Below are 24,077 nucleotides of genomic sequence, written 5' to 3' on the forward strand. Positions count from 1 at the left end.
TTGTTCGTTATCCGTTTGCCGGTTCTACAGGCTTTATATAGGCAAAGTTTTGTTTGCCGCATTGCTCCCCCCCCCTTGCAATTTATAATGACACTGCATACAACTAGTATGTTCTTAAATCTTTCAATCTACGGGAGTGGACTTATGAAACAAAACATCATCGTTGCCTTATTCAACATCTCCAGCGAAGCTTATCAAGCCTTTTCTGAATTGAAAGCTTACTCGCAGACAACAGATACTTTGGTGGCACAAGCCGTTTTGGTTAAAAAGGAAAATGACCTGATTATCCCAGCAGAAAGCACCGACTTTACCGCCAATACGGTCGAAGGCACATGGACGGGCGGCCTCATTGGTTCACTGGTCGGCATTCTCGGCGGTCCTATCGGTGTTCTGTTGGGTGGAGCTACTGGCGCACTCATCGGCAGTGATGCAGGTGCTGCCCAAACATTGGAAGAGGGGGCGTTGCTGGAAAATACAGCCAAAAAACTGGATAACGGCAGTACTGCAATCATTATTTTGGCGCAAGAATCCGACGAGGCTGTATTGGATGCTTTCTTCCACCGTTTCAAAACCGTTATTCTCCGGCAAGATGCAGTCGTTGCCCAACAGGACGTATTGGCAGCAATAGAAGCGCAGGAAGAAGTGGCACGTCAGGCACACGAAGCTTGGAAAAAACAGCGCAAAGCCGAACGCAAAGAGAAAGTGGAAGCCTTCAAGGCCGACATCAAACAAAAATTCGACGAATTGGCAGCCAAGTTGAAATAACACTGCCACCAACCCAAGGTATGTAACCGCTCAAATTTTCCGTTTCGGATGCATGCCAAACCGGTTTGAGGCTACCTGAAAATCTATTTTTCAGGTAGCCTCTCCCTTTTTCATGCCCCGAGACCTTTGCAAAGGTCTCAACCTATGTTATTGCAAAGGTCTCGGCCTTTTTATAATTGGATTTTAGATCGATCCAATAGGTTCAATACGCTTCTAAGTTTGCGTTTCAGACGGCCTCAATGTTTGGCAAACCTGTTTCAACGCTGCCATGCGCTGCGCAAATATTCGATGCAGTCGGTCAGGGCGTAAAACGGGGCGTTGCCGTGATTGGCGTTGGGGTAGAGGGTAAAGCGGACATCCGCGCCGAGGTGGTGCAAAGTGCCGGCAAGAATTTTGGCTTGTGCAACCATGCCGCTGCTGGTTTGGTCGGGGCGGTTGTTTCTGCCTTCATGTTCGCCTGCGCCAAGGCGGATGCCGATTCCTTGTGGCAAAGTGTCGGGCAGCCAATCGAGTACGCGGCGGTCTTGCCACCAGATAGACGGTGACACCAGCAAATAATGGCGGAATCGTTCGGGGCGGGTAAATAGGGAATAGAGGCCGTACAGTGCGCCGAACGAATGGCCGAAGACGGCTTGGTTTTGGGTGTCGATGCGGTATTTGCTGTCGAGCAGGGCGGAGAGTTCGTCATCGATAAAGCGGCTGAAGCGGTCGGCTTGGCCGTATTGTTTGCGTTCGGATTCGGGCGCGTTGTCTGGCAGTGGCGGCGTGTAGTCGAGGGCGCGTTGGCTTAAGTCGCGGATGGTGCCACCGGTGTAGCCGATGCCGACAATCAGGCAGGCGGCATGGCTTTTGGTGATGGGGTTGATGAGCAGGGATTGCGCCATATTGAGGATGGCAGGGAAAAAGGCATCCCCGTCAAGAATATACAGCACGGGATAGCCGCCTGCCGGACGCTCGCCGAGTGTCGCGGCTTGAATGCGGTAGGTGCGGCCGGTGTGGGCGGAAGTAAGGGCAGTTTCTTCGGCTTGCAGCAGGGTGGCGGCTTGCCAGTTGGGACGGATCGACATGATGGGGTGCTTTAATCAATGGGTTACTGAAGGAAAAAGGCCGTCTGAATAATGGTTTTCAGACGGCCTTATTGTACGGATTTCTGCCTTTTTAACAATACGCGCGATTAGCGTACGTCAACGTAGGAGCTGCTGTGCAGTTCGCGTAGGAGGTTGGTGGTCGCCTGTTGCGCTTTTTGTTGGGACAGGTATTGGCGGACGGCGTTTTGTTGGCGCTCTTCAGGCGTACCTGCTTCGCGGACGTCGTTCAGCTTGATGATGTGCCAGCCGAATTGGGTGCGGACAGGGGCGCTGATTTGGCCTGGTTTGAGCTTGTGGACGGCTTCTTCAAATGGAGCAACCATCATGCCGTCGGCAAACCAGCCCAAATCGCCGCCGTTGCCGGCGCTGCCGTCTTGCGAGTATTGGCGTGCCAAACCGCCGAAATCTGCGCCGCTGCGGGCTTGTGAGTAGATTTTGCGGATGGTGCTTTCTGCGCCGACGGCGGCATTGTCGTTGTCGGCTTTAATGAGGATGTGTTGGGCATGGTATTGGCGCACAGGATCGGCTTCGGGCAGGGTGATGCCTTGTTGTTTGGCCTGCTCGATGTAGCGTGCCACTTCGGAGTCGCTGACGCGGCTGTTTTGCATGATGGCCTGTTGGCGCACTTTTTCAACAATAATGCTGTCGGCGATGTCTTGACGGACGGCGGCAGACGGATTTTTGATGTTGGGGTTGTGCGCGATGACGGCTTCGATTTCGCTATCGGTCGCTTGGATGTTGCGACGTTTGCCTGCTTGGAGGATCAGGGATTGGTTGATCATTTGTGCCAAAACTTGTTGGCGCAGCTCGTTGGCGTCCATTTGCGTGCCTTTAGGCATGGTTTGACGTGCTTGCGCTACGGCTTGTTCTACTTGGCGGTGGGTAATGACTTCGTTGTCGACAACCGCGGCAATGCCGTCTGAAAGATGTACGCCGCTTTGTACGGCAGGCATGGTGGTGGCGCTGACGGCAGGGGCTTTGGCTGTGCGCGCTTTGCCTGCTTTGGCTTTAGGGGCGGCGTGTGCGCCTACTGCGAGAGTGAGTGCGGCGACGAGAATCAGGGGTTTGAAGTTCATTGTTTGACTACCTCGTTGGTTTTGCTGTAACCGGGGATGGCTAAGCGGAGTTTTTCGAATGGGTTGTTGCCGATATTGCTCAAGTCTTTGAGTTGGAGGTTGAAGAATACGGCGTTTTTGTGGCTGTTTTCGCCGGTAACATAGCGTTGGCCGACCAAGCTCGCGCTCCAGCAGCCGCAGTTGCTTTTGTATTCTGCACCGATGAGCATTTCCAGCGGTTTTTTGGCTTCGATTTCGTAGTTGTAACGGGCGACGGCGTACAGGTTTTTACTCAACGGCCATTGGGCGGCAAGGTCGATTTGGCTGAGCCTGTCGTAGAAATAGTCGCCATTGGCTTGCAGGTAGATGCGCTCGTTGCGTCCGTATTTGTAGCGCGCGCTTAAGACTTTACCGGGTTCGGGGTTGTAGGCAATCCCTGCGGCGTAGCTTTCGGCACGGCTTTGGTTTTGGTTGTAGTGGATGTCCAAGTCGATGCGGATGCTCGGGGTAATGTTGCCGTGTGCAAAGGCTACCCAGTCGGATTGGCTGCGCGGATAACGGCTGACGCTGCCGTCAGGCAGGACGTTGTCGTTTTTGAAGTAAAACTTCTGGCCGATACCTGCACGGAAGAGTTCCGCACCGGTGTTGGGGTTGAGGATGCGGCTTTGTGTGGCCAGCGTCAGGCTGTTGGCAGAATTGATGCGGTCGTTGCCCGAATACAGGTTTTCGCGGAACAGCTGCGAGTAAGTAAAGCTGTTTTCGGAGCTGTCGAAATTGGGCAGGTCGTTTTGGGACTTGGTCGGAATGTAGTTGTAAAACAGGCGCGGTTCGAGCGTTTGCAGGTATTCCCCGCCGAAGAGACGGGCCCTGCGCTCGAAGGTTAGGCCGCTGTCGACGTTGATGATTGGCAAGACGCGGCTGACATTGCGGCTGCTTTGGCCGTTGAAGCTGTTGAGGCTGTAATAAGTGGCGTGTACACCGACTTTAGGCCGGATGTAGCCCCATTGGTTGTGGAAGTCCCATTTGACGCTCGGGTAGAGCACCACGCGGCTGCCGTCTTGCTTGGTATCGTGGTCAAAACGGGTGAATTGGCCGAACACGTTGAGTTGTGCTTTGCCGAGATGGCTTTGCCAACGGCCGGTCAGACGGGGCATGATGGCATAAGGCTCGTCTTTATAGCCGTCTTGGTTGGCCAGCGTTTGGTATTTTTGTACGCGCAAAGAGCCGTCGAAGCTGCCGCCTAGCAGTTTGTCGCTGTAATTGAGCCATGCCTGACGATCGAGGTTGACGTTGCGCGCGATGTCTTCGCGGCCGTAGAAGTCGCGGTAGTAATCGTCGTCGGAAACTTGGTTGTAGTTGATGCCGCCGCTGATTTTGCTGTTCAGCTGCTGCTGGTGTTTCCATTTGAACTGGTAGCGGTTGTTGTGGACGCTTTTTTGGTCGTTCGGCATCCAGTCGCCATCGACTTCGCCGCTGTAATTCGGTTGCAGATAACGCACTTGGCCGCCCAATTGCACGCCGCGTTTACTGATAATGCCCGGGCGAATGGTGGCATCCAAATTCGGCGCAAGGTTGAAGTAGTAGGGCAGGCTCAGCTCAAGGCCGTCTGAACCCGTGGCAATAGTCGGAACGAGCAGGCCGCTTTTGCGGTTGCCGTTGATGGGGAAGTCCGCCCAAGGCGTGTAGAGGACGGGGACACCGCCGAATACGAGCGAAGCGTGTTTGGCCACGCCGATGCCTGTCGACTCATCGGCTTCAATGCTTTGCGCTTGGATATACCAGCTGGCATCGCCGGGCGAACAGGTGTTGAATTTGGTGTTGATGAGCTTGTAGAGGCCTTTGCCTTTGAGTTCGGCTTTTTCGCTGACGCTTTGAAGGCGGCGGCCGCCTTGTTCGGTATTGAGGCGCACGGCGGTGCCGGAACCGGTTTGATTTTTGAGGTTGTAAACCAATTGGTCGCCGGATACGGTCGAACCGTTTTGATACAGGGTAAAGCGGTCGCCGGCGGTAACGGTATCGGTGGCTTGGTCGTATTGCGCCCAATCGGCGTTGAGAACATCGGCATTGCGCTCGACAATGACGTCGCCTTCGGCACGGACGCCGACTTGGGTCTGACCTTCTATTTTATCGGCGTTGACGCGGGTGTAATCGGCAGGCAGGGCAGGCTCGCCGCTGCGTTTGATTTCGGCGGTTTCGGCCGGCTTGGCATCTTCATGGTCGCAAAACAGGCAAGTGCTGCCCAAAGAAAGCGGATCGGCTTCGCTTTGGCCGGTTTTTGCCGGTTTGGATTCGGCGGCGTGGGCAGGGGTATAGTCTTCCGCCTGCGGAACAGAAGCATCTTCCGCGCGCACGGCTGTTGCGCCAAAGCCCATAATTAAGGCGAGTACCAAGGGTTTGAGTGAAAATAAACGAGCCAAAATCGCCCCTTAAATCGGTTTGCCAGTTAGAATAGCGGTTATTGTAACCTGAAATTCTGCGATACCGCTATGCAACGACAAACCGAATTACAAAACTGGCTGGAGTCTGTTTACCCGAACCAGCCGTTCGAATTGAGCTTTGCGGCAGCCGATGCCGACTTCCGCCGTTATTTCCGCGCGACGTTTTCAGACGGCCAAACCGTCATCTGTATGGACGCGCCTCCTGAGAAGATGAGTGTTGCGCCTTATTTGAAAGTGCAAAAACTGTTTAATATGGTCAATGTGCCGCAAGTGCTTCATGTGGATGAAGCGTTGGGCTTTATGGTGTTGAACGATTTGGGCAACACCACATTCCTGACCGCCATGAATCAGGAAAACAGTGAAACTGCCCACAAAGCCCTGCTGCTCGAAGCCATCGACGAACTGATCGAGCTGCAAAAAGCCAGCCAACCCGGCAAACTGCCGGAATACGACCGCGAAGTCATGCTGCGTGAGATTAATTTGTTCCCCGAATGGTTTGTGGCCAAAGAATTGGGCCGCGAGCTGACCTTCAAGCAACGCCAGTTGTGGCAGCAAACCGTCGATACGCTGCTGCCGCCCCTGTTGGCGCAGCCCAAAGTGTATGTCCACCGCGACTTTATCGTCCGCAACCTGATGCTGGCAAAAGGCCGCCCGGGCGTATTGGACTTCCAAGACGCGCTTTACGGCCCGATTTCCTATGATTTGGTGTCGCTGCTGCGCGATGCGTTTATCGAATGGGAAGAAGAATTTGTATTGGACTTGGTCATCCGTTACTGGGAAAAAGCACGCGCTGCCCAGCTGCCCGTGCCTGCCGAGTTTGACGAGTTCTACCGCTGGTTTGAATGGATGGGCGTACAACGCCATTTGAAAGTGGCCGGTATTTTTGCCCGCCTGTACTACCGCGACGGCAAAGACAAATACCGCCCGGAAATCCCGCGCTTCTTGAACTATTTGCGCCGCGTATCCCGCCGTTACAACGATTTGGCGCCGCTTTATGCATTGCTGGTCGAATTGGTCGGCGATGACGAATTGGAAACAGGCTATACCTTCTAAGCTTGGTTTTTTAAGATTTGATTCCACTTTTCAGACGGCCTGATCAACAAAAGGCCGTCTGAAACCTTTACAGAACACATAAACATGACTTACATGATTTACCCCAAAACCTACGACGTGATTGTCGTCGGCGGCGGCCATGCCGGTACCGAAGCCGCGCTTGCCGCCGCACGCATGGGTGCGCAAACCCTGCTGCTCTCACACAACATCGAAACCCTCGGTCAAATGTCGTGCAACCCCTCCATCGGCGGTATCGGCAAAGGCCACCTCGTGCGCGAACTCGACGCATTGGGCGGTGCGATGGCGTTGGCCACCGACAAATCCGGCATCCAGTTCCGTCGCTTGAACGCCAGTAAAGGCGCGGCAGTGCGAGCCACGCGCGCGCAGGCAGACCGTATCCTATATAAAGCCGCCATCCGCGAAATGCTGGAAAACCAAGAAAATCTGGAGCTTTTCCAACAAGCCGTTGAAGACGTCACACTTGACGGCGAACGCATCAGCGGCGTGGTTACCGCGATGGGCGTGGAATTTAAAGCTCGCGCCATCGTGCTGACCGCAGGCACGTTTTTGTCCGGCAAAATCCACATCGGTTTGGAAAACTACGAAGGCGGCCGCGCCGGCGACCCCGCCGCCAAATCGCTCGGCGGCCGTTTGCGCGAATTGAACCTACCGCAAGGCCGTCTGAAAACCGGCACACCGCCGCGTATCGACGGACGCACGATTGATTTTTCCCAACTGACCGAACAGCCCGGCGACACACCCGTTCCCGTAATGTCCGTACGCGGCAGCGCCGATATGCACCCGCGCCAAGTGTCCTGCTGGATTACGCATACCAACACGCAAACCCACGACATCATCCGTTCAGGCTTCGACCGCAGCCCCATGTTTACCGGCAAAATCGAAGGCGTCGGCCCGCGCTACTGCCCGTCTATCGAAGACAAAATCAACCGCTTCGCCGACAAAGACAGCCACCAGATTTTCCTCGAACCCGAAGGCCTGACCACACACGAATACTACCCCAACGGTATCTCCACCAGCCTGCCGTTCGACATCCAAATCGCCCTCGTACGTAGCATGAAAGGCCTTGAAAACGCCCATATCCTGCGCCCCGGCTACGCCATCGAATACGACTACTTCGACCCGCGCAACCTCAAAGCCAGCCTCGAAACCAAAACCATCCAAGGCCTCTTTTTCGCCGGACAAATCAACGGTACGACCGGCTACGAAGAAGCCGCCGCGCAAGGCCTGCTCGCAGGCGCGAATGCCGTGCAATACATCCGCGAACAAGACCCGCTCCTGTTGCGCCGCGAACAAGCCTATCTCGGCGTATTGGTGGACGACCTCATTACCAAAGGCGTGAACGAACCCTACCGCATGTTCACCAGCCGCGCCGAATACCGCCTGCAACTCAGGGAAGACAACGCCGACATGCGCCTGACCGAAGACGGCCACAAAATCGGCTTGGTGGGTGAAGAACAATGGCGCATGTTCAACGAAAAACGCGAAGCCATCGAACGCGAAATCCAACGTTTGAAAACAACGTGGTACACGCCGCAAAAACTCGCCGAAGAAGAGCAGCTGCGCGTATTCGGCCAAAAACTCAGCCGCGAAGCCAACCTGCACGACCTCCTGCGCCGTCCGAACCTCGACTACGCCGCACTGATGACCCTGCCCGACGCACAACCTGAAACCGCACTTGCCGACAGCGTGGTCGAACAAGTCGAAATCCAAGTCAAATACCAAGGCTATATCGACCGCCAAAACGAAGAAATCGACAGCCGCCGCGACATCGAAACCTTAAAGCTGCCCGAGGATATCGATTACAGCAAAGTCAAAGGTTTGTCAGCAGAAGTGCAGCAAAAACTGAATCAGCACAAACCCGAAACCGTCGGCCAAGCCAGCCGCATTTCCGGCGTAACCCCTGCCGCCGTCGCATTGCTGATGGTGCATTTGAAACGCGGATTTAAAGATGCCAAGTAAGGTTTAATCCGAAATAAAGGCCGTCTGAAACTTTCAGACGGCCTTTATTTATCAGGGGATTGATGGTGTTGCACCTTATTTCATTAATTTTTTAAAGAGTTCGGATTGTCAGCAAGATGGGCGTATTCTGATGAAAAAATGAAGAAGAAAACGTTTTTTCAGGACGCGTCATAAGCTGCCGCTTTTTCGAGCAGTTTTACCCTTGCCTGCGGCCATTCCTCACGCAGCAGGCTGTATTCAACCGTATCGCGCACGCTGCCGTCTTTCCGCAGCTTGTGGCAGCGCAAGATGCCGTCTTGGTGTGCGCCCAAGCGTTCGATGGCGCGTTGGGAGGCGGTGTTGAGGTTGTCGGTCTGCCAGCAGACGCAACGGCAGTTTAAAGTGTCGAAAACGTAGTCGAGCAACATGATTTTGCAGGCGGTATTGATGTGCGTGCGCTGTGCCGACAGGGCATACCATGTGTAACCGATATACAGGCGTGGGATGGCGGGGTCGATGTGGTAAAGCGAAGTCGAACCGACGATTTTGCCCGTATCTTCGTCGATGACGGCAAAGGCGAGACGGGTTTGCATAGCAGTACGGATATAGTCCGCCACTTGGTGGGGTTCGGGCGCGGTGGTTACGTTGAGCTTCCAGACTTCGCCGTCGCAAACTGCTTCGCGCAAACCAGCTTCGTGTGCCGCCGTCAAAGGTTCGAGACGGACGCGGTCGAAGGACAAAACGGGAGCGGATGAAAAATCAGCCATGTGGTTTCCTTTGTATTTGATGGTTTGATTTTTCAGACGACCTTTTATAGTGTCTTAATGGACGGCTTTTTTGAGGTCGTCTGAAAGCTATTGATTAATGATGTTTGAACACCAGCACGCCCGACTCCGATACAAACCCGTCCAACGGCAGGTCGTGCGGTTCGGTCGGCAGTGTGTTGGTCAGTTGGCAGCCGAAGCCTACGCCCAGGGTTTGGGTTTGCAGGCGGTATTTCGTGGCGGAGAGGGTGGCGTCGTAATAGCCGCCGGCTTGTCCGAGGCGGTAGCCGCGTTTGTCGATGCCGACGATGGGGACCAGCAGCAGGCTGAGTTGGTGGACACGGATTTTTTTGCCGGTGAATTGGGGGACATGCAATTTGGCGCGGCCGCGTTTGCGTTCTTGTTTGGCACCGTCGGCAGGGTAGGGGGTGAACCACATCCGCCGCGTGTTCGGTTCGATATAGGGCAGGTAGAGTTTTGCGCCGCGTTTTTGTGCGGCACGGACAAAGCCGTCCAATCGCAATTCCTTGCCCATCGGCCAATACACGCCGATTTTCCGTCCTTTTTTGATGCAGGGCTTGAGCAGGCGGTTGATGGTTTCGGTGGCGGCGTTGCGCTCGTCTGCGCTCATTTGGGCGCGTGCGCGGCGGAACTGTTTGCGTAGTGCCGATTTTTCGGGATTCCTCATTTTCAGACGGCCTTTCGGGATTGCGGTAGAATGTTGCGATTATAACGATTTTGTTAACATTCAAACAGGACGCACACGATGTGGCACATTGTCGCCATCGGCTATCTTTTTGTTGCCGTGATGTTTTCCGCCGCGCAGCCGAGTATTGCGCGCGCGTTGATTTATTTGGTTTTTTGGGCAGTGTTGCCCACTGTGTTTACGGTCTTTGTCGTGACCATCCGCCGCCGCAACCGCCTGATGAAACGGCAGGAGCAGGCGGAGTTTGAGGCGGCCCGACAAAAGGCGGTACAGACGGATGAAAAACAGGATGGAAAGGTATAAAATCCCTTTTCAGACGGCCTCTTATCCGCTATAATCCGTCAGTTTTCCATTTCGGAAACACTCTTTTATTTTTTAAAACTTATGCCCACTTTCGCCGAAGGGTGCTTGACAATAGGCGCCGCCTATCAAGTTCTATGCGATTGAATGTGTGCTCTTTAACCCTTTCAAGGAAATAACATGTCTCAAATTACTATGCGTCAGATGATTGAAGCCGGTGTTCACTTCGGTCACCAAACCCGTTTCTGGAACCCGAAAATGGCTCAATACATTTTCGGTGCGCGCAACAAAATCCATATCGTAAACTTGGAAAAAACCCTGCCGATGTTCCAAGAGGCGCAAGAAGCCGTACGCCGTCTGGTTGCCAACAAAGGTACAGTATTGTTCGTAGGTACCAAACGCCAAGCCCGCGACATCATCCGCGAAGAAGCTACCCGTGCCGGTATGCCTTTCGTTGATCACCGTTGGTTGGGCGGTATGTTGACCAACTACAAAACCGTTAAGCAATCCATCAAACGCCTGGAAGAAAAAACTGCTGCCCTGGAAAACGCTGCTGAAGGCGGTTTCAACAAAAAAGAAATTCTGGAAATGCAACGCGACGTTGAAAAACTGGAACGTTCTTTGGGCGGTATCAAAAACATGAAAGGCCTGCCTGACGCGATTTTCGTTATCGATACCGGCTACCAAAAAGGTACTCTGGTTGAGGCTGAAAAACTGGGCATCCCTGTTATCGCTGTAGTCGATACCAACAACAGCCCTGACGGCGTGAAATACGTTATCCCTGGTAACGATGACTCCGCCAAAGCCATCCGCCTGTACTGCCGCGGCATCGCCGACGCAGTTTTGGAAGGCAAAAACCAAGCGCTGCAAGAAACTGTAGCCGCTGCCCAAGAAGCTGCTGCCGAGTAATTCGGTACACGGAAGAGGGGCGTTATGCCCCTTTTCTCAAATCCCGTTCTGAAATCTGTTTCAGACGGCCACTATTTCCAAACACGGCAAATGGCCGTGTTCCCAAAAATCTAGGAGATTCAAAATGGCAGAAATTACTGCAAAAATGGTTGCCGACCTGCGCGCCGCTACCGGCTTGGGCATGATGGAATGCAAAAAAGCCTTGGTTGAAGCCGAAGGCAACTTCGACAAAGCCGAAGAAATCCTGCGTATTAAATCCGGTGCGAAAGCCGGTAAACTGGCCGGCCGTACTGCTGCCGAAGGCGTATTGGCTTACGCGATCAATGGCAATGTCGGTGCATTGGTTGAAGTAAACTGCGAAACCGACTTCGTTGCTAAAGACGCCGGCTTCGTAGAATTTGCCAACTTCGTTGCGAAAACTGCTGCCGAGAAAAAACCGGCTACCGTTGAAGAACTGAGCGAATTGGTTGAAGCAGAACGTAAAGCCATCATCGCTAAATTGGGCGAGAACATGTCTGTTCGCCGCTTCCAAGTGATCGACACTGCCAACCAACTGGTTGCCTACATCCACGGTGCTTTGGCTACCGAAGGCGTATTGGTTGAGTACAAAGGCTCTGAAGACGTAGCACGCAAAATCGGTATGCACATCGTTGCCGCCAAACCTCAATGCGTATCCGAAGCCGAAGTGGATGCCGAAACCATCGAAAAAGAACGCCACATCTACACCGAGCAAGCCATTGCTTCCGGCAAACCTGCCGAAATCGCCGCTAAAATGGTTGAAGGCCGTATCCGCAAATTCTTGGCTGAAATCACTCTGAACGGCCAAGCATTCGTGATGAACCCTGACCAAACTGTTGCCCAATTCGCTAAAGAAAACGGCACTGAAGTGATCAGCTTCGTACGCTACAAAGTAGGCGACGGTATCGAGAAAGCCGTTGTTGACTACGCAGCCGAAGTTGCTGCCGCTGCTAAAGTGTAAGGCACTTATGAAAAAGAAAGCACCTAGATTCCAAACGAATCAGGGTGCTTTTTTTTGAGAAAACCGTTTACGGTACCTAATTTAAGACGGCTGAATATTCAGGCCGTCTGAAAACCAAAACAATAATAAACCGACACACTCTATCATTAATATTCCGGCCGTTTGAAAATTCAGACGGCCCGCCCCCCCGACCGACGACATTCAAGAAAGCAAGGTATCCCATGACACAGCAAATCAAATACAAACGCGTATTACTGAAACTCTCCGGCGAATCCCTTATGGGCTCTGATCCATTCGGCATCAATCACGATACCATCGTTCAAACTGTCGGCGAAATTGCCGAAATCGTGAGAATGGGCGTGCAAGTCGGTATCGTTGTCGGCGGCGGTAACATTTTCCGCGGCGTATCTGCACAAGCAGGCAGCATGGACCGAGCCACTGCCGACTACATGGGCATGATGGCGACCGTCATGAACGCCTTGGCACTCAAAGACGCATTTGAAACCTTGGGCATCAAAGCGCGTGTTCAATCCGCACTGTCTATGCAGCAAATCGCTGAAACTTACGCCCGTCCTAAAGCCATTCAATATTTGGAAGAAGGCAAAGTTGTGATTTTTGCCGCCGGTACCGGTAATCCGTTCTTCACGACCGACACTGCCGCCGCATTGCGCGGTGCGGAAATGAACTGCGACGTGATGCTCAAAGCCACCAACGTGGACGGCGTGTACACCGCGGACCCGAAAAAAGACCCATCGGCAACACGCTATGAAACCATTACTTTTGACGAAGCCTTGTTGAAAAACCTCAAAGTGATGGATGCCACCGCCTTCGCCCTCTGCCGCGAACGCAAACTCAATATCGTGGTCTTCGGCATTGCTAAAGAAGGCTCGCTCAAACGCGTGGTAACCGGCGAAAACGAAGGTACGCTGGTTCACTGCTAATCATTGAAAGGCCGTCTGAAACAGCCGAACGGGATACATTCGGCTTTCAGACGGCCTTTTATTTTCAGTCGGTTGCGTGGGCATTGGCTCATGGTTTGAAAAGGTTGAGAACTTGCTTGACCATAATGCCCAGCCGACAATTCGATAACAAAGGATACCCCATGAATATCACCGTCTTGGCTGTCGGCACGAAAATGCCGCGTTGGGTCGATGAAGCCGTCGGCGAGTACGCCAAACGCTTCGGGCGCGATGTCAATTATGCGCTGAAAGAAATCAAGCCGGAAAAACGCGGTGCGGGTGTGAATGCGGCTCAGGGCATGGCGGCTGAAGAAAAACGCCTGCTGGAAGCCATCCCGCAGGGCGCGTTTTTGGTGGTATTGGACGAACGCGGCAAAGCGCCGACTTCGGTCGAATTGGCGCAACATTTGAAAAGCTGGCAGCAAAACGGCGAACACGTCTGCTTTATTATCGGCGGCGCAGACGGCATGACCGACCGTTTGAAACAGCAGGCAAACATGATGATGCGCCTTTCCAGCTTGACCCTGCCGCACGGCATGGTGCGCGTTTTGCTGACCGAGCAGCTTTATCGCGCCGTTTCGATTTTGCACAACCATCCGTATCATCGGGAATAATCCGTTTTGATTGCCGTGATAAGACGGCAATGCCGCCTTGTCGGTTTGAAAAGGAATAGGGCAAGTCGGTTAAAAGCGGGGCGAACCCGTTTTTCAGACAGCCTGATTTTTCCGCATGAATCCTTTATAATCGTTTCTTTGATAAATCAACATCTTTCGGGAGAACCCAAATGTCCGATTTCCGTCAAGACTTCCTCAAATTCGCTTTGGCACAAAACGTGTTGAAATTCGGCGAATTTACGACCAAGGCCGGCCGTCAGTCGCCTTATTTTTTCAATGCCGGTTTGTTCAATGACGGCGCATCGACTTTGCAGCTGGCGAAATTTTACGCCGAAGCCATTATTGCCAGCGGCGTGAAGTTCGATATGCTGTTCGGCCCAGCCTATAAAGGCATTATTTTGGCGGCGGCGACAGCGATGATGTTGGCGGAAAAAGGCGTAAACGTACCGTTTGCCTACAACCGCAAAGAAGCCAAAGACCACGGCGAGGGCGGTGTGTTGGTGGGCGCGCCTTTGAAAGGCCGCGTGTTGATTATCGATGATGTGATTTCCGCCGGTACATCCGTGCGCGAGTCGGTCAAACTGATTGAGGCCGAAGGCGCAACGCCTGCCGCAGTGGCCATTGCGCTCGACCGCATGGAAAAAGGCACGGGCGAATTGTCGGCGGTGCAGGAAGTGGAAAAACAATACGGCCTGCCGGTGGTTTCGATTGCCAACCTGAACGACTTGTTCACGCTCTTGCAAAACAATGCCGAATTTGGCGGCTTCTTCGAGCCGGTCAAAGCCTATCGCGAACGTTACGGCGCGGTTTAAATAACATTATGCTCAGGTCGTCTGAAGCAGTTTTCAGACGGCCTGAAGCATTGGCTAAAATATATTTTTGATTCAATACACTTACGGAAAATACTCATGCCTGCTTGTTCTTGTCCTCATTGTAAAACGCCGCATTGGGTGAAAGATGCCCAGTTGAACGTGGCGCAGGGTTTTGTGGTCTGCACGCGTTGTTCGGGGATGTTTAAGGCCAAGGATTATCTGTCGGGCAACCTGCCGGCCGATCCGGCCCATCTGCCTGTGGCGGTAACGGATGTGCGCCTCGTGCATAACATCGGCGCGCAAATCCTCAAACATTCCAAACTCTCGCGCAAAGAAATTTCCGATTTGCTCAACAGCGCGCTCAAGGAAGAGCCCAAGGCGGAAGAGCAGGTAGCGGTCAAAACGCGCAAGGACGGGTTCAACTGGACGTTGGCATCGCTGATTGCGCTGACGGTTTTGATTATGCAACTCTTTTATCTTGCACTGCTATGAGTAACATCGCTCATTTTGTTGCCAGCTTTCGCGAAGCCGCGCCCTATATTCAATATTTGCGTGGCAAAACCATGGTGGTCGGCGTGACCGACAGCCTGTTGGAAGGCGAAACCCTGATCCGTTTGGCCGCAGATTTGAACCTGTTGGCCAGCTTGGGCTTGCGTTTGGTCTTGGTGCACGGTTCGCGGCATTTGCTCGACAAATTGGCTTCGGGTCGGAATTTTGTTCCGAAATACAGCGGCAGCCGACGGATTACCGATGAAGCGACCCTGATGGAAGTGAAGCAGGTGGCGGGGATTATCCGCAGCGATGTCGAAGCAGCTTTGTTCAGCAGCGTATCTGCGCAGCAACGGAGCAAGCCGCCGGTTATCGCGTGCGGCAACTTTATTACCGCCCGTCCGTTGGGCGTTATCGACGGCGTAGACATGGGCTATACCGGGACCGTCCGCAAAATCGACGCGGAAGAAATCCGTTTGCGTTTGGATGGCGGCGCCGTGGTGCTGATCAGCCCTTTAGGGCATTCGTACAGCGGCAAAACCTTCAACCTGAGTATGTGCGAAACCGCGCAGGAAGCGGCCATGGCTTTGCAGGCGGAGAAGCTGGTTTTCCTGACCGAAGAAGCCGGTATTTGCCGAGCTGACGGCTCTTTGGCCAATACTTTGTCTGTCGGCGAAGTGCAGGAGCTGATACGTGACAATCCGGATGCACCTGCCGATTTGCTGCATGCGGCGGTAGGTGCGTTGGAAAACGGCGTATCGCGGGTGCAGATTCTCAACGGCCGTGAAGACGGCAGCCTGCTGCGCGAGCTGTTTACCCGCGAGGGCAGTGGTACATCTATTGCCCGTGAGCCGTTTGTTTCCATCCGTCAGGCACGCAGCGACGATATTCCGCACATCATCGCCTTAATCCGCCCTCTGGCGGAACAAGGCATTTTGTTACACCGCAGCCGCGAGTATTTGGAAAACCATATTTCCAGCTTTTCCGTATTGGAACACGATCAAAACATTTACGGCTGCGTGGCGTTGAAAACCTTTTCCGAGCCGGACTGCGGCGAATTGGCCTGTCTGGTGGTGTCGCCCGAAGCGCGCGATGGCGGCTACGGCGAACTGCTGTTGGAACATCTGTTCCAAAAGGCACGCGCCTTAAATATCAAAAAGCTTTTCGCCTTATCCACGCATACGGGCGAATGGTTTGTCGAACGGGGTTTTCAGACGGCCTCAGCCGATGACCTGCCTGCCGAACGCCGGCAGGAATACAATGCCAACGGCCGCAATTCCAAAGTATTTGTTTATGACTTGCAGGCCGTCTGAAAAACTTCAATCCTATTATCCGTTTTTAAAAATCACTCAAATCTTATGTTGAAAATTATCTCTGCCAACGTCAACGGCATCCGCTCCGCCTATAAAAAAGGTTTTTATGAATACATCGCCGCTTCCGGTGCCGACATCGTCTGCGTGCAGGAACTGAAAGCTCAAGAAGCCGACCTGTCAGACGATATGAAAAATCCGCACGGTATGCACGGCTACTGGCATTGCGCCGAAAAGCGCGGTTACAGCGGCGTGGCGGTGTACAGCAAACGCAAACCCGACAATGTGCAAATCGGCATGGGCATTGAAGAATTTGACAGAGAAGGCCGTTTTGTCCGTTGCGATTTCGGCAAGTTGTCGGTAATTTCGCTGTATCTGCCCAGCGGCAGCAGCGCGGAAGAGCGCCAACAAGTGAAATACCGCTTTTTGGACGCGTTCTATCCCATGCTCGAAGCCATGAAAAACGAAGGGCGCGACATCGTCGTCTGCGGCGACTGGAACATTGCCCACCAAAACATCGACTTGAAAAACTGGAAGGGCAATCAGAAAAATTCGGGCTTCTTGCCTGAAGAGCGCGAATGGATAGGCAAAGTCATCCACAAGCTCGGTTGGACGGATATGTGGCGCACACTTTATCCGGATGTGCCGGGCTATACATGGTGGAGCAACCGCGGACAAGCGTATGCGAAAGATGTCGGGTGGCGCATCGATTATCAGATGGTTACGCCGGAGTTGGCCGCCAAAGCTGTTTCCGCACATGTTTATAAAGACGAAAAATTCTCGGATCACGCCCCTTTAGTTGTGGAGTATGACTATGTTGCCGAATAAGGTTTTTGGTAAATATGATTGGAATATAAACGGCAAAACCGGCGTAGGCGCAGCGTGGGTCGTAGCGGCATTTGTGCTGCCTATGCTGGTGTGGGCGGTGTTTATGTTGGCGCGGATGTCCGGCTGGGTTGAGCCGACCAAGGCCAATCCGACATGGGCGTTGGTATGGCTGCTGTTTTCATTGCCTTGCCTGTTGATTGCGGCCAAATGCTTTGCTTGGAAGGGCTGGCGGCTGATTGCCAACATCGTACTGTGTCTGGCGACTTGTGCCATTCTCAGCGTGCCTGCCGCCTTGTTGATCGCATTTACACTCAACGACTTGCTCAAATAGGCCGTCTGAAATGCAGAGCTTCGAACTCGAAGAAATGGTGCTGTTTCTGATACGCGATGCGGATGAAGCGGAAATGTGGATAGACCGCTGGGCGGTCAGCTATCCGATTGTTCAAACCGCCGAAGCCGATGGTCGGCAAACCGTTTCCGAATGGCAACACGCCATTCAGACGGCCTTTGAGCATATTGTCAGCAAAAATATTGCCGTTGTGGCTCATGGTGCCGGTGTGTCTGCATTTTTGGCATGGCTGTACCAAGCCGACATCATGACGCAAAAACGCCTGACCAATATTATTTTGGTCTCGCCGCGTCCCGAGGCTTTTCCCGAAGACGAAATCCATACGTTCCAACGCGTCCGCTGCCCTTGCCGTACGGCGTTGGTCATCGCTGAAACAAACGGCACGCCACGCGATTGGGCGCAAGAACAGGCCGACCGCTGGCAGGCGCGCCTGCTTCAGTCGCCGCATTCCGGCCGGTTAAACGGCGCACTCGGCGGCTGGCAATGGGGCATGAAGCTGATGCAGGAAATGTTGTTAAGTAAATAGTTTAGAAGGGTTTATCAAGAAGAGAGGCCGTCTGAAACCGATATGAGTTTCAGACGGCCTTTGTTTACAAATATCATGTTAAATATAATTAAAAGAAACTATTCTCATTTCTTTGTGAGACAGTATAATTCGGTTGTTTCGTTAAATTGAGTATAAAAATGCAAATACCATTTCATTTAGCTTTATTACCCACGTTGATTATCGCTTCTTTCCCTGTTGCTGCCGCCGATACGCAGGACAATGGTGAACATTACACTGCCACTCTGCCCACCGTTTCCGTGGTCGGACAGTCCGATACCAGCGTACTCAAAGGCTACATCAACTACGACGAAGCCGCCGTTACCCGCAACGGACAGCTCATCAAAGAAACGCCGCAAACCGTCGATACGCTCAATATCCAGAAAAACAAAAATTACGGTACGAACGATTTGAGTTCCATCCTCGAAGGCAATGCCGGCATTGATGCTGCCTACGATATGCGCGGCGAAAGCATTTTCCTGCGCGGTTTTCAAGCCGACGCATCCGATATTTACCGTGACGGCGTGCGCGAAAGCGGACAAGTGCGCCGCAGCACCGCCAACATCGAGCGCGTGGAAATTCTGAAAGGCCCGTCTTCCGTGCTTTACGGCCGCACCAACGGCGGCGGCGTCATCAACATGGTCAGCAAATACGCCAACTTCAAACAAAGCCGCAACATCGGTGCGGTTTACGGCTCGTGGGCAAACCGCAGCCTGAATATGGACATCAACGAAGTGCTGAACAAAAACGTCGCCATCCGCCTCACCGGCGAAGTCGGGCGCGCCAATTCGTTCCGCAGCGGCATAGATAGCAAAAACGTCATGGTTTCGCCCAGCATTACCGTCAAACTCGACAACGGCTTGAAATGGACGGGACAATACACCTACGACAATGTGGAGCGCACGCCCGACCGCAGCCCGACCAAGTCTGTGTACGACCGCTTCGGATTGCCTTACCGCATGGGTTTTGCCCACCCGAACGATTTTGTGAAAGACAAGCTGCAAGTTTGGCGTTCCGACCTCGAATACGCCTTCAACGATAAATGGCGCGCCCAATGGCAGATTGCCCACCGCACGGCGGCGCAGGATTTCGACCATTTCTATGCGGGCAGCGAAAACGGCAGCCGAATCAAACGCAACTACGCCTGGCAGCAGACCGACAACAAAACCCTGTCGTCCAACTTCACGCTCAACGGCGACTACTCCATCGGCCGTTTTGAAAACCACCTGACCGTAGGCATGGATTACAGCCGCGAACACCGCAACCCGACATTGGGTTACAGCCGCACCTTTTCCGCCTCCATCAACCCCTACGACCGCGCAAGCTGGCCGGCTTCGGGCAGATTGCAGCCCGTTCTCACTCAAAACCGACACAAGGCCGATTCCTACGGCATCTTCGTGCAAAACATCTTCTCCGCCACGCCCGATTTGAAATTCGTCCTCGGCGGCCGTTACGACAAATACACCTTTAATTCCGAAAACAAACTCACCGGCAGCAGCCGCCAATACAGCGGACACTCGTTCAGCCCCAATATCGGCGCAGTGTGGAACGTAACGCCCACCCACACGCTCTACGCCTCGTATAATAAAGGCTTCGCGCCTTATGGCGGACGCGGCGGCTATTTGAGTATCGACACGTCGTCTGCCGCCGTGTTCAACGCCGACCCCGAGTACACCCGCCAATACGAAACCGGCGTTAAAAGCAGTTGGCTGGACGACCGCCTCAGCACTACGTTGTCTGCCTACCAAATCGAACGCTTCAATATCCGCTACCGCCCCGACGCGCAAAATGATCCCTACACTTGGGCAGTCAGCGGTAAACACCGTTCGCGCGGCGTGGAATTGTCCGCCATCGGGCAAATCATTCCCAAAAAACTCTATCTGCGCGGTTCGTTGGGCGTGATGCAGGCGAAAGTCGTTGAAGACAAAGAAAATCCCGACCGAGTGGGCATCCATTTGAATAACACCAGCAACGTTACCGGCAACCTGTTTTTCCGTTACACACCAACCGAAAACCTCTACGGTGAAATCGGCGTAACCGGTACGGGAAAACGCTACGGTTACGACTCAAGAAACAAAGAAGTGACCACACTTCCAGGCTTTGCCCGAGTTGATGCCATGCTCGGCTGGAACCATAAAAATGTTAACGTTACCTTTGCCGCGGCCAATCTGCTCAATCAAAAATATTGGCGTTCGGATGCCATGCCAGGTAATCCGCGCGGCTATACTGCCCGGGTAAATTACCGTTTCTGATGAAATCAGGCAAAGGCCGTCTGAAAATAAGGCTATGATCTAAGCCATATTTCAGACGGCCTTTTATAAAGGTTGAAATAAAACTAAACACATTTTTTCACTCAAATCGAACACACCTCCAACAAAATGCCATAAAATCCGCCCATTGATTTGAATGTAAAGAGATACCTATGAAACTGAAAACCTTAGCCTTGACCTCATTAACCCTGTTGGCATTGGCCGCTTGCGGCAAACAGGCGGAAACCAGCGTTCCGGCGGATAGCGCCCAAAGCAACACATCTGCTCCGGCAGCCCCTGCCGCATTGACCGAAGGTGTCAATTACACCGTATTGTCCAATCCGATTCCGCAACAGCAGGCCGGCAAAATCGAAGTATTGGAATTCTTCGGCTACTTCTGCCCGCATTGCGCCCATCTTGAGCCTGTCTTGAGCGAGCACATCAAAACGTTTAAAGACGATACCTATATGCGCCGGGAGCATGTCGTGTGGGGTGACGAAATGAAACCTTTGGCACGTTTGGCGGCCGCAGTGGAAATGGCCGGTGAATCAGATAAAGCCAACAGCCATATTTTCGATGCGATGGTTAACCAAAAAATCAACTTGGCCGATACCGATACCCTGAAAAAATGGCTGTCCGAACAAACAGCGTTTGACGGCAAAAAAGTATTGGCTGCATTTGAAGCGCCCGAAAGCCAAGCGCGTGCGGCTCAAATGGAAGAATTGACCAATAAATTCCAAATCAGCGGCACGCCGACTGTGATCGTCGGCGGCAAATACCAAGTCGAATTTAAAGACTGGCAGTCCGGCATGACCACGATTGGCCAGTTGGTGGACAAAGTACGCGAAGAGCAGAAAAAGCCGCAATAAGTTGAGGATTGAATGAGCAAAGGTTTCGCGTCCCTTATCTCTTTTTCCTTCACTGTGCTGAAAGATCCAAACCATGTGTGATTACTGTTCTGACCTGCGACCTACCGTTCGTATCAGGGTTCCGAAAGAATTATCGCAAATGTTACTGCAAGCCTCTGATCGTTTAGCAGACGGCACGCTTATCGATATTACTCCAGCCTACGACAAAGTTTATGGTCCCAGCCTTGATTTTGCCAAAACCATCGCCAATAGCGGTTACATTACCCATACTGATTCTCAGGGTAATCGTGACATATATGGTTGGAACGATTTCGTGGTACATTATTTTCAATGTACGCACTGCAATGCCGTTTTCAGGCTTGGTGCCGAAACCTACCATGGTAGTGGTGGCCAATGGGAAATGTTGGAAGAGGCAACGATACGCTATGAAAATCCTTAAAAGGAATAGATTTCATAGTTATATGTGAATAGTAATTCTTGCTAGAGTAAAAACAAAAACGCCGTCTGAAACTTTTCAGACGGCGTTTTCGGTCAAATTAGCTTACAAACCCGGGAACATGCCTTTCATTCCCTTCATGCCTTTGGCCAAGCGCATCAGTTTGCCCAAGCCGTTGCCGCTGAACATCTTCATCATTTGTTGCATTTGTTCAAACTGTTTGAGCAATTTGTTCACTTCCTGCACGGTCGTACCCGCGCCCATTGCAATACGGCGTTTGCGGCTGGCTTTGAGCAGGGCAGGGTTGGCGCGTTCTTTTGGAGTCATCGAGTTGATGATGGCTTCTACTTTGCCCATCGCTTTTTCAGCCGTTCCTTCGGGGATTTTTTTCGATATTTGACCCAGTTCGCCAGGCATTTTTGACATTAGGTTTTCCAAGCCGCCCATATTGCGCATCTGTTGGATTTGCTCTTTAAAGTCGTTGAGGTCGAAGCCTTTGCCTTTTTGCAGCTTTTTCGCCATTTTGGCGGCGGCTTCTTCATCAATACCTTTTTGAACGTCTTCAATCAGGGTCAATACGTCACCCATGCCGAGGATACGGCTGGCAAGACGGTCGGGGTGGAAAGGTTCGAGGCCGTTGATTTTTTCGCCGACACCGATAAATTTAATCGGTTTGCCGGTTACATGGCGTACGGACAATGCCGCACCGCCGCGCGAGTCGCCGTCCATCTTGGTCAATACGACACCGGTCAGCGGTAGGGCTTCATTAAATGCCTGAGCGGTATTTACCGCATCCTGACCCAGCATGGCATCAATAACGAACAAAGTTTCAACCGGGTTGACCGCCGCATGAAGCGCTTTGATTTCGTTCATCATCTCTTCATCGATTGCCAGGCGGCCAGCGGTATCGACCATCAAGACATCGTAAAAATGTTTTTTAGCGTAATCAACGGCGGTAGTTGCAATCTCAACCGGTTTTTGGTTGGTGTCGGATGGGAAAAAGTCCACGCCGACCTGTTCGGCCAACAGGCGCAGCTGTTCAATCGCGGCAGGGCGGTAAACGTCGGCGGATACCACCAAGACTTTTTTCTTCTGATCGTTTTTCAGCAGGCGGGCGAGTTTGCCGACGGTTGTTGTTTTACCGGCACCCTGCAAACCGGCCATCAAAACGATGGCAGGCGGTGAAACCGATAAATCCAGCGTTTTGTTTTCCTTGCCCATCAATTCGACTAAGGCTTGGTTGACCACGCCGATAAAGGCTTGGTCAGGCGTCAGGCTGCCGACGACTTCTTGGCCAAGGGCCTGTTCTTTGACTGTGTTGACGAATTCTTTAACGACGGGTAATGCAACGTCGGCTTCCAGCAGGGCAAGACGAACCTCGCGCAAGGCTTCTTTAATATTGTCTTCGGTCAGCGTTGATTGGCCGCGAATATTTTTAAGTACCTTGCTGAAGCGGTTGGTCAGGTTGTCTAACATACTTATCCTTGATAATGAGAATAGCTGCCCAATACAGGGCATTCTTTGTTAAAATAAAATTCGGATTATTTTACACGATAGTCCGAAGTTATGCTTCAAGAACACAAACACGTACACAAAGGCCGTCTGAAACCCTGCCGGCTGTCCGTCAAGTGTTCACACCTCTATTGAGAAAGATATTTATGCCGATTGTCTTAATCTGCCTTATGCTGGTGTATGCCGGATTGGGCGCATTTTCCTGGTTGCAACATAAAAAGCACAATAATAAGTCTTACCCGCTGAAAACCGAGCTTCTGATTTTGAGCGGCGCATTATTGGTACATGGCGCAGCATTGATGTTCCCTGTATTGCAGGATAGGGTATTGATTACCGGTTTTGGTTATTCGCTCAGTCTGATAGTCTGGCTGATGCTGATGATGTATTGCTTGGGCAGCTTCTTTTATTGTCTGCGCGGAGTGCAACTCTTATTGTATCCCTGTGCCGCATTGACCTTATTGTTGGGTTTCCTTTTCCCGGGGGATTTTTCAGGTCGCCAAATTGTAGACTTATTGCCACTGTCGCACATCGCATCATCATTGCTTGCATACGGATTGTTTGGCATCGTTACCTTATTTGCCATCCTAATCCTTTTAATCAACCGTAATTTGCACAAACGCCGTTTTTCCGCATTGGTCAGCTTCTTGCCACCTTTATTGAGTTTGGAAAAACTTATGTTTCAAGGTATGTGGGCAGGTTTCGTTTTATTGACCTATTCTGTAATCAGCGGTACGTTTTTTGCAGAAACTATTTTCGGCAAGCCGATGACCTTCACGCATAAAACCATCTTCAGTATTATGTCGTGGCTGATTTATGGCGCATTATTGTTGAAACACAGCATGACCGCATGGCGCGGCAAAAAAGCCGCCGTTTGGACTATTGTCGGATTTGTCAGTCTGATTTTTGCCTATGTGGGCAGTAAATTTGTCCTAGAAATTGTCCTTCAACGTATTGGATAAATAGAAAACATAAAAAAGGCCGTCTGAAAGAGCAATTCAGACGGCCTTTGTTTTGTGTTCTTTTGTATGTATGGATAGTGTAGGAAGGTTGCTGGAGTTTTTTATAAAATAAAAACCCTGTTAAAACAGGG

General features: G+C 52.3%; 24 protein-coding genes. 18 read left to right on the forward strand and 6 right to left on the reverse strand.

Annotated elements, in window-relative coordinates; translation table 11 throughout:
- Positions 1–144: 144 nt before the first annotated feature.
- Complete coding sequence (locus HMPREF2606_RS02425; protein WP_070843255.1) at positions 145–765, forward strand: DUF1269 domain-containing protein; 621 nt, start codon at positions 145–147, stop codon at positions 763–765.
- A gap of 257 nt (positions 766–1,022) precedes the next feature.
- Here HMPREF2606_RS02425 and HMPREF2606_RS02430 read toward each other — a convergent pair whose 3' ends face one another.
- The 3 genes from HMPREF2606_RS02430 to HMPREF2606_RS02440 all read right to left on the reverse strand — a co-directional run bounded on the left by HMPREF2606_RS02430 (position 1,023) and on the right by HMPREF2606_RS02440 (position 5,325).
- Positions 1,023–1,832, reverse strand: coding sequence for an alpha/beta hydrolase (locus HMPREF2606_RS02430; protein ID WP_070843256.1), 810 nt, complete (start codon positions 1,830–1,832; stop codon positions 1,023–1,025).
- Positions 1,833–1,939: 107 nt separating this feature from the next.
- The gene (locus tag HMPREF2606_RS02435) at positions 1,940–2,929 is read right to left on the reverse strand and encodes a peptidylprolyl isomerase (RefSeq protein WP_070843257.1); all 990 of its coding nucleotides are present in this window, start codon (positions 2,927–2,929) and stop codon (positions 1,940–1,942) included.
- Entirely contained in the window at positions 2,926–5,325 is a 2,400-nt protein-coding gene (locus HMPREF2606_RS02440) for an LPS-assembly protein LptD (RefSeq protein WP_349267265.1), read from the reverse strand. The genes HMPREF2606_RS02435 and HMPREF2606_RS02440 overlap by 4 nt, the downstream gene beginning before the upstream one ends.
- Positions 5,326–5,394: 69 nt before the next feature.
- On the opposite strand from HMPREF2606_RS02440, the gene amgK reads away from it, so the two are divergent.
- Together amgK and mnmG are read left to right on the forward strand one after the other, a co-directional pair.
- Complete coding sequence (gene amgK, locus HMPREF2606_RS02445; RefSeq protein ID WP_004520257.1) at positions 5,395–6,399, forward strand: N-acetylmuramate/N-acetylglucosamine kinase AmgK; 1,005 nt, start codon at positions 5,395–5,397, stop codon at positions 6,397–6,399.
- 84 nt (positions 6,400–6,483) lie between these two features.
- Positions 6,484–8,379 (forward strand): tRNA uridine-5-carboxymethylaminomethyl(34) synthesis enzyme MnmG, encoded by a 1,896-nt coding sequence (mnmG, locus tag HMPREF2606_RS02450; protein WP_070843259.1) that lies wholly within the window; start codon positions 6,484–6,486, stop codon positions 8,377–8,379.
- 158 nt (positions 8,380–8,537) lie between these two features.
- Here the strand turns inward: mnmG and HMPREF2606_RS02455 are convergent, their stop codons facing one another.
- Positions 8,538–9,125, reverse strand: a complete 588-nt coding sequence (locus HMPREF2606_RS02455) for a GNAT family N-acetyltransferase (RefSeq protein WP_070583731.1) — start codon at positions 9,123–9,125, stop codon at positions 8,538–8,540.
- A gap of 94 nt (positions 9,126–9,219) precedes the next feature.
- On the reverse strand, positions 9,220–9,810 hold the full coding sequence (locus HMPREF2606_RS02460; protein ID WP_070712228.1) for a 5-formyltetrahydrofolate cyclo-ligase: 591 nt from the start codon (positions 9,808–9,810) through the stop codon (positions 9,220–9,222).
- Between the two features lie 78 nt (positions 9,811–9,888).
- Between HMPREF2606_RS02460 and HMPREF2606_RS02465 the strand changes: the two genes are divergently transcribed.
- From HMPREF2606_RS02465 to HMPREF2606_RS02530, 14 genes are all read left to right on the forward strand, one after another.
- Positions 9,889–10,131, forward strand: coding sequence for a hypothetical protein (locus tag HMPREF2606_RS02465; protein ID WP_004520263.1), 243 nt, complete (start codon positions 9,889–9,891; stop codon positions 10,129–10,131).
- 177 nt (positions 10,132–10,308) lie between these two features.
- On the forward strand, positions 10,309–11,037 hold the full coding sequence (gene rpsB / locus HMPREF2606_RS02470; protein WP_002258397.1) for a 30S ribosomal protein S2: 729 nt from the start codon (positions 10,309–10,311) through the stop codon (positions 11,035–11,037).
- A gap of 124 nt (positions 11,038–11,161) precedes the next feature.
- Entirely contained in the window at positions 11,162–12,016 is an 855-nt protein-coding gene (tsf, locus tag HMPREF2606_RS02475; RefSeq protein ID WP_036493709.1) for a translation elongation factor Ts, read from the forward strand.
- Positions 12,017–12,237: 221 nt separating this feature from the next.
- Positions 12,238–12,957: a UMP kinase gene (gene pyrH / locus HMPREF2606_RS02480; protein WP_003708812.1), complete on the forward strand. Its 720-nt coding sequence runs from the start codon at positions 12,238–12,240 to the stop codon at positions 12,955–12,957.
- Between the two features lie 161 nt (positions 12,958–13,118).
- On the forward strand, positions 13,119–13,589 hold the full coding sequence (gene rlmH, locus HMPREF2606_RS02485; protein WP_036493712.1) for a 23S rRNA (pseudouridine(1915)-N(3))-methyltransferase RlmH: 471 nt from the start codon (positions 13,119–13,121) through the stop codon (positions 13,587–13,589).
- Positions 13,590–13,759: 170 nt separating this feature from the next.
- On the forward strand, positions 13,760–14,401 hold the full coding sequence (pyrE, locus tag HMPREF2606_RS02490; RefSeq protein WP_003682682.1) for an orotate phosphoribosyltransferase: 642 nt from the start codon (positions 13,760–13,762) through the stop codon (positions 14,399–14,401).
- A gap of 96 nt (positions 14,402–14,497) precedes the next feature.
- Positions 14,498–14,893 (forward strand): MJ0042-type zinc finger domain-containing protein, encoded by a 396-nt coding sequence (locus HMPREF2606_RS02495; RefSeq protein WP_036493714.1) that lies wholly within the window; start codon positions 14,498–14,500, stop codon positions 14,891–14,893.
- The gene (gene argA, locus HMPREF2606_RS02500) at positions 14,890–16,203 is read left to right on the forward strand and encodes an amino-acid N-acetyltransferase (RefSeq protein WP_036493716.1); all 1,314 of its coding nucleotides are present in this window, start codon (positions 14,890–14,892) and stop codon (positions 16,201–16,203) included. Before HMPREF2606_RS02495 ends, argA begins: the two co-directional genes overlap by 4 nt.
- A gap of 45 nt (positions 16,204–16,248) precedes the next feature.
- Positions 16,249–17,028: an exodeoxyribonuclease III gene (locus HMPREF2606_RS02505; protein ID WP_003684015.1), complete on the forward strand. Its 780-nt coding sequence runs from the start codon at positions 16,249–16,251 to the stop codon at positions 17,026–17,028.
- On the forward strand, positions 17,015–17,359 hold the full coding sequence (locus HMPREF2606_RS02510) for a hypothetical protein (RefSeq protein WP_036493720.1): 345 nt from the start codon (positions 17,015–17,017) through the stop codon (positions 17,357–17,359). The genes HMPREF2606_RS02505 and HMPREF2606_RS02510 overlap by 14 nt, the downstream gene beginning before the upstream one ends.
- 10 nt (positions 17,360–17,369) lie before the next feature.
- Complete coding sequence (locus HMPREF2606_RS02515) at positions 17,370–17,903, forward strand: alpha/beta hydrolase (protein ID WP_036493722.1); 534 nt, start codon at positions 17,370–17,372, stop codon at positions 17,901–17,903.
- Between the two features lie 158 nt (positions 17,904–18,061).
- Positions 18,062–20,173 (forward strand): TonB-dependent receptor, encoded by a 2,112-nt coding sequence (locus HMPREF2606_RS02520; RefSeq protein ID WP_036493724.1) that lies wholly within the window; start codon positions 18,062–18,064, stop codon positions 20,171–20,173.
- Positions 20,174–20,343: 170 nt separating this feature from the next.
- Positions 20,344–21,039, forward strand: a complete 696-nt coding sequence (locus HMPREF2606_RS02525; protein WP_070843260.1) for a thiol:disulfide interchange protein DsbA/DsbL — start codon at positions 20,344–20,346, stop codon at positions 21,037–21,039.
- 139 nt (positions 21,040–21,178) lie between these two features.
- Positions 21,179–21,478, forward strand: a complete 300-nt coding sequence (locus HMPREF2606_RS02530; RefSeq protein ID WP_083297171.1) for a hypothetical protein — start codon at positions 21,179–21,181, stop codon at positions 21,476–21,478.
- 102 nt (positions 21,479–21,580) lie between these two features.
- On the opposite strand, the gene ffh is transcribed toward HMPREF2606_RS02530, so the two are convergent.
- Positions 21,581–22,951, reverse strand: coding sequence for a signal recognition particle protein (gene ffh / locus HMPREF2606_RS02535; RefSeq protein WP_070583716.1), 1,371 nt, complete (start codon positions 22,949–22,951; stop codon positions 21,581–21,583).
- Positions 22,952–23,133: 182 nt separating this feature from the next.
- On the opposite strand from ffh, the gene ccsA reads away from it, so the two are divergent.
- Entirely contained in the window at positions 23,134–23,946 is an 813-nt protein-coding gene (gene ccsA / locus HMPREF2606_RS02540; RefSeq protein WP_070583714.1) for a cytochrome C assembly family protein, read from the forward strand.
- Positions 23,947–24,077: the final 131 nt, after the last annotated feature.

Source organism: Neisseria sp. HMSC070H10 (genome assembly GCF_001837635.1).
GTDB classification, from domain to species: Bacteria; Pseudomonadota; Gammaproteobacteria; order Burkholderiales; family Neisseriaceae; genus Neisseria; species Neisseria subflava_A.

Coding starts and splice junctions, on each gene's coding strand:
- HMPREF2606_RS02425 (WP_070843255.1), top strand. CDS start 145: ATGAAACAAAACATCATCGTTGCCTTATTCAACATCTCCAGCGAAGCT.
- HMPREF2606_RS02430 (WP_070843256.1), bottom strand. CDS start 1,832: ATGTCGATCCGTCCCAACTGGCAAGCCGCCACCCTGCTGCAAGCCGAA.
- HMPREF2606_RS02435 (WP_070843257.1), bottom strand. CDS start 2,929: ATGAACTTCAAACCCCTGATTCTCGTCGCCGCACTCACTCTCGCAGTA.
- amgK (WP_004520257.1), top strand. CDS start 5,395: ATGCAACGACAAACCGAATTACAAAACTGGCTGGAGTCTGTTTACCCG.
- mnmG (WP_070843259.1), top strand. CDS start 6,484: ATGACTTACATGATTTACCCCAAAACCTACGACGTGATTGTCGTCGGC.
- HMPREF2606_RS02455 (WP_070583731.1), bottom strand. CDS start 9,125: ATGGCTGATTTTTCATCCGCTCCCGTTTTGTCCTTCGACCGCGTCCGT.
- HMPREF2606_RS02460 (WP_070712228.1), bottom strand. CDS start 9,810: ATGAGGAATCCCGAAAAATCGGCACTACGCAAACAGTTCCGCCGCGCA.
- HMPREF2606_RS02465 (WP_004520263.1), top strand. CDS start 9,889: ATGTGGCACATTGTCGCCATCGGCTATCTTTTTGTTGCCGTGATGTTT.
- rpsB (WP_002258397.1), top strand. CDS start 10,309: ATGTCTCAAATTACTATGCGTCAGATGATTGAAGCCGGTGTTCACTTC.
- tsf (WP_036493709.1), top strand. CDS start 11,162: ATGGCAGAAATTACTGCAAAAATGGTTGCCGACCTGCGCGCCGCTACC.
- pyrH (WP_003708812.1), top strand. CDS start 12,238: ATGACACAGCAAATCAAATACAAACGCGTATTACTGAAACTCTCCGGC.
- rlmH (WP_036493712.1), top strand. CDS start 13,119: ATGAATATCACCGTCTTGGCTGTCGGCACGAAAATGCCGCGTTGGGTC.
- pyrE (WP_003682682.1), top strand. CDS start 13,760: ATGTCCGATTTCCGTCAAGACTTCCTCAAATTCGCTTTGGCACAAAAC.
- HMPREF2606_RS02495 (WP_036493714.1), top strand. CDS start 14,498: ATGCCTGCTTGTTCTTGTCCTCATTGTAAAACGCCGCATTGGGTGAAA.
- argA (WP_036493716.1), top strand. CDS start 14,890: ATGAGTAACATCGCTCATTTTGTTGCCAGCTTTCGCGAAGCCGCGCCC.
- HMPREF2606_RS02505 (WP_003684015.1), top strand. CDS start 16,249: ATGTTGAAAATTATCTCTGCCAACGTCAACGGCATCCGCTCCGCCTAT.
- HMPREF2606_RS02510 (WP_036493720.1), top strand. CDS start 17,015: ATGTTGCCGAATAAGGTTTTTGGTAAATATGATTGGAATATAAACGGC.
- HMPREF2606_RS02515 (WP_036493722.1), top strand. CDS start 17,370: ATGCAGAGCTTCGAACTCGAAGAAATGGTGCTGTTTCTGATACGCGAT.
- HMPREF2606_RS02520 (WP_036493724.1), top strand. CDS start 18,062: ATGCAAATACCATTTCATTTAGCTTTATTACCCACGTTGATTATCGCT.
- HMPREF2606_RS02525 (WP_070843260.1), top strand. CDS start 20,344: ATGAAACTGAAAACCTTAGCCTTGACCTCATTAACCCTGTTGGCATTG.
- HMPREF2606_RS02530 (WP_083297171.1), top strand. CDS start 21,179: ATGTTACTGCAAGCCTCTGATCGTTTAGCAGACGGCACGCTTATCGAT.
- ffh (WP_070583716.1), bottom strand. CDS start 22,951: ATGTTAGACAACCTGACCAACCGCTTCAGCAAGGTACTTAAAAATATT.
- ccsA (WP_070583714.1), top strand. CDS start 23,134: ATGCCGATTGTCTTAATCTGCCTTATGCTGGTGTATGCCGGATTGGGC.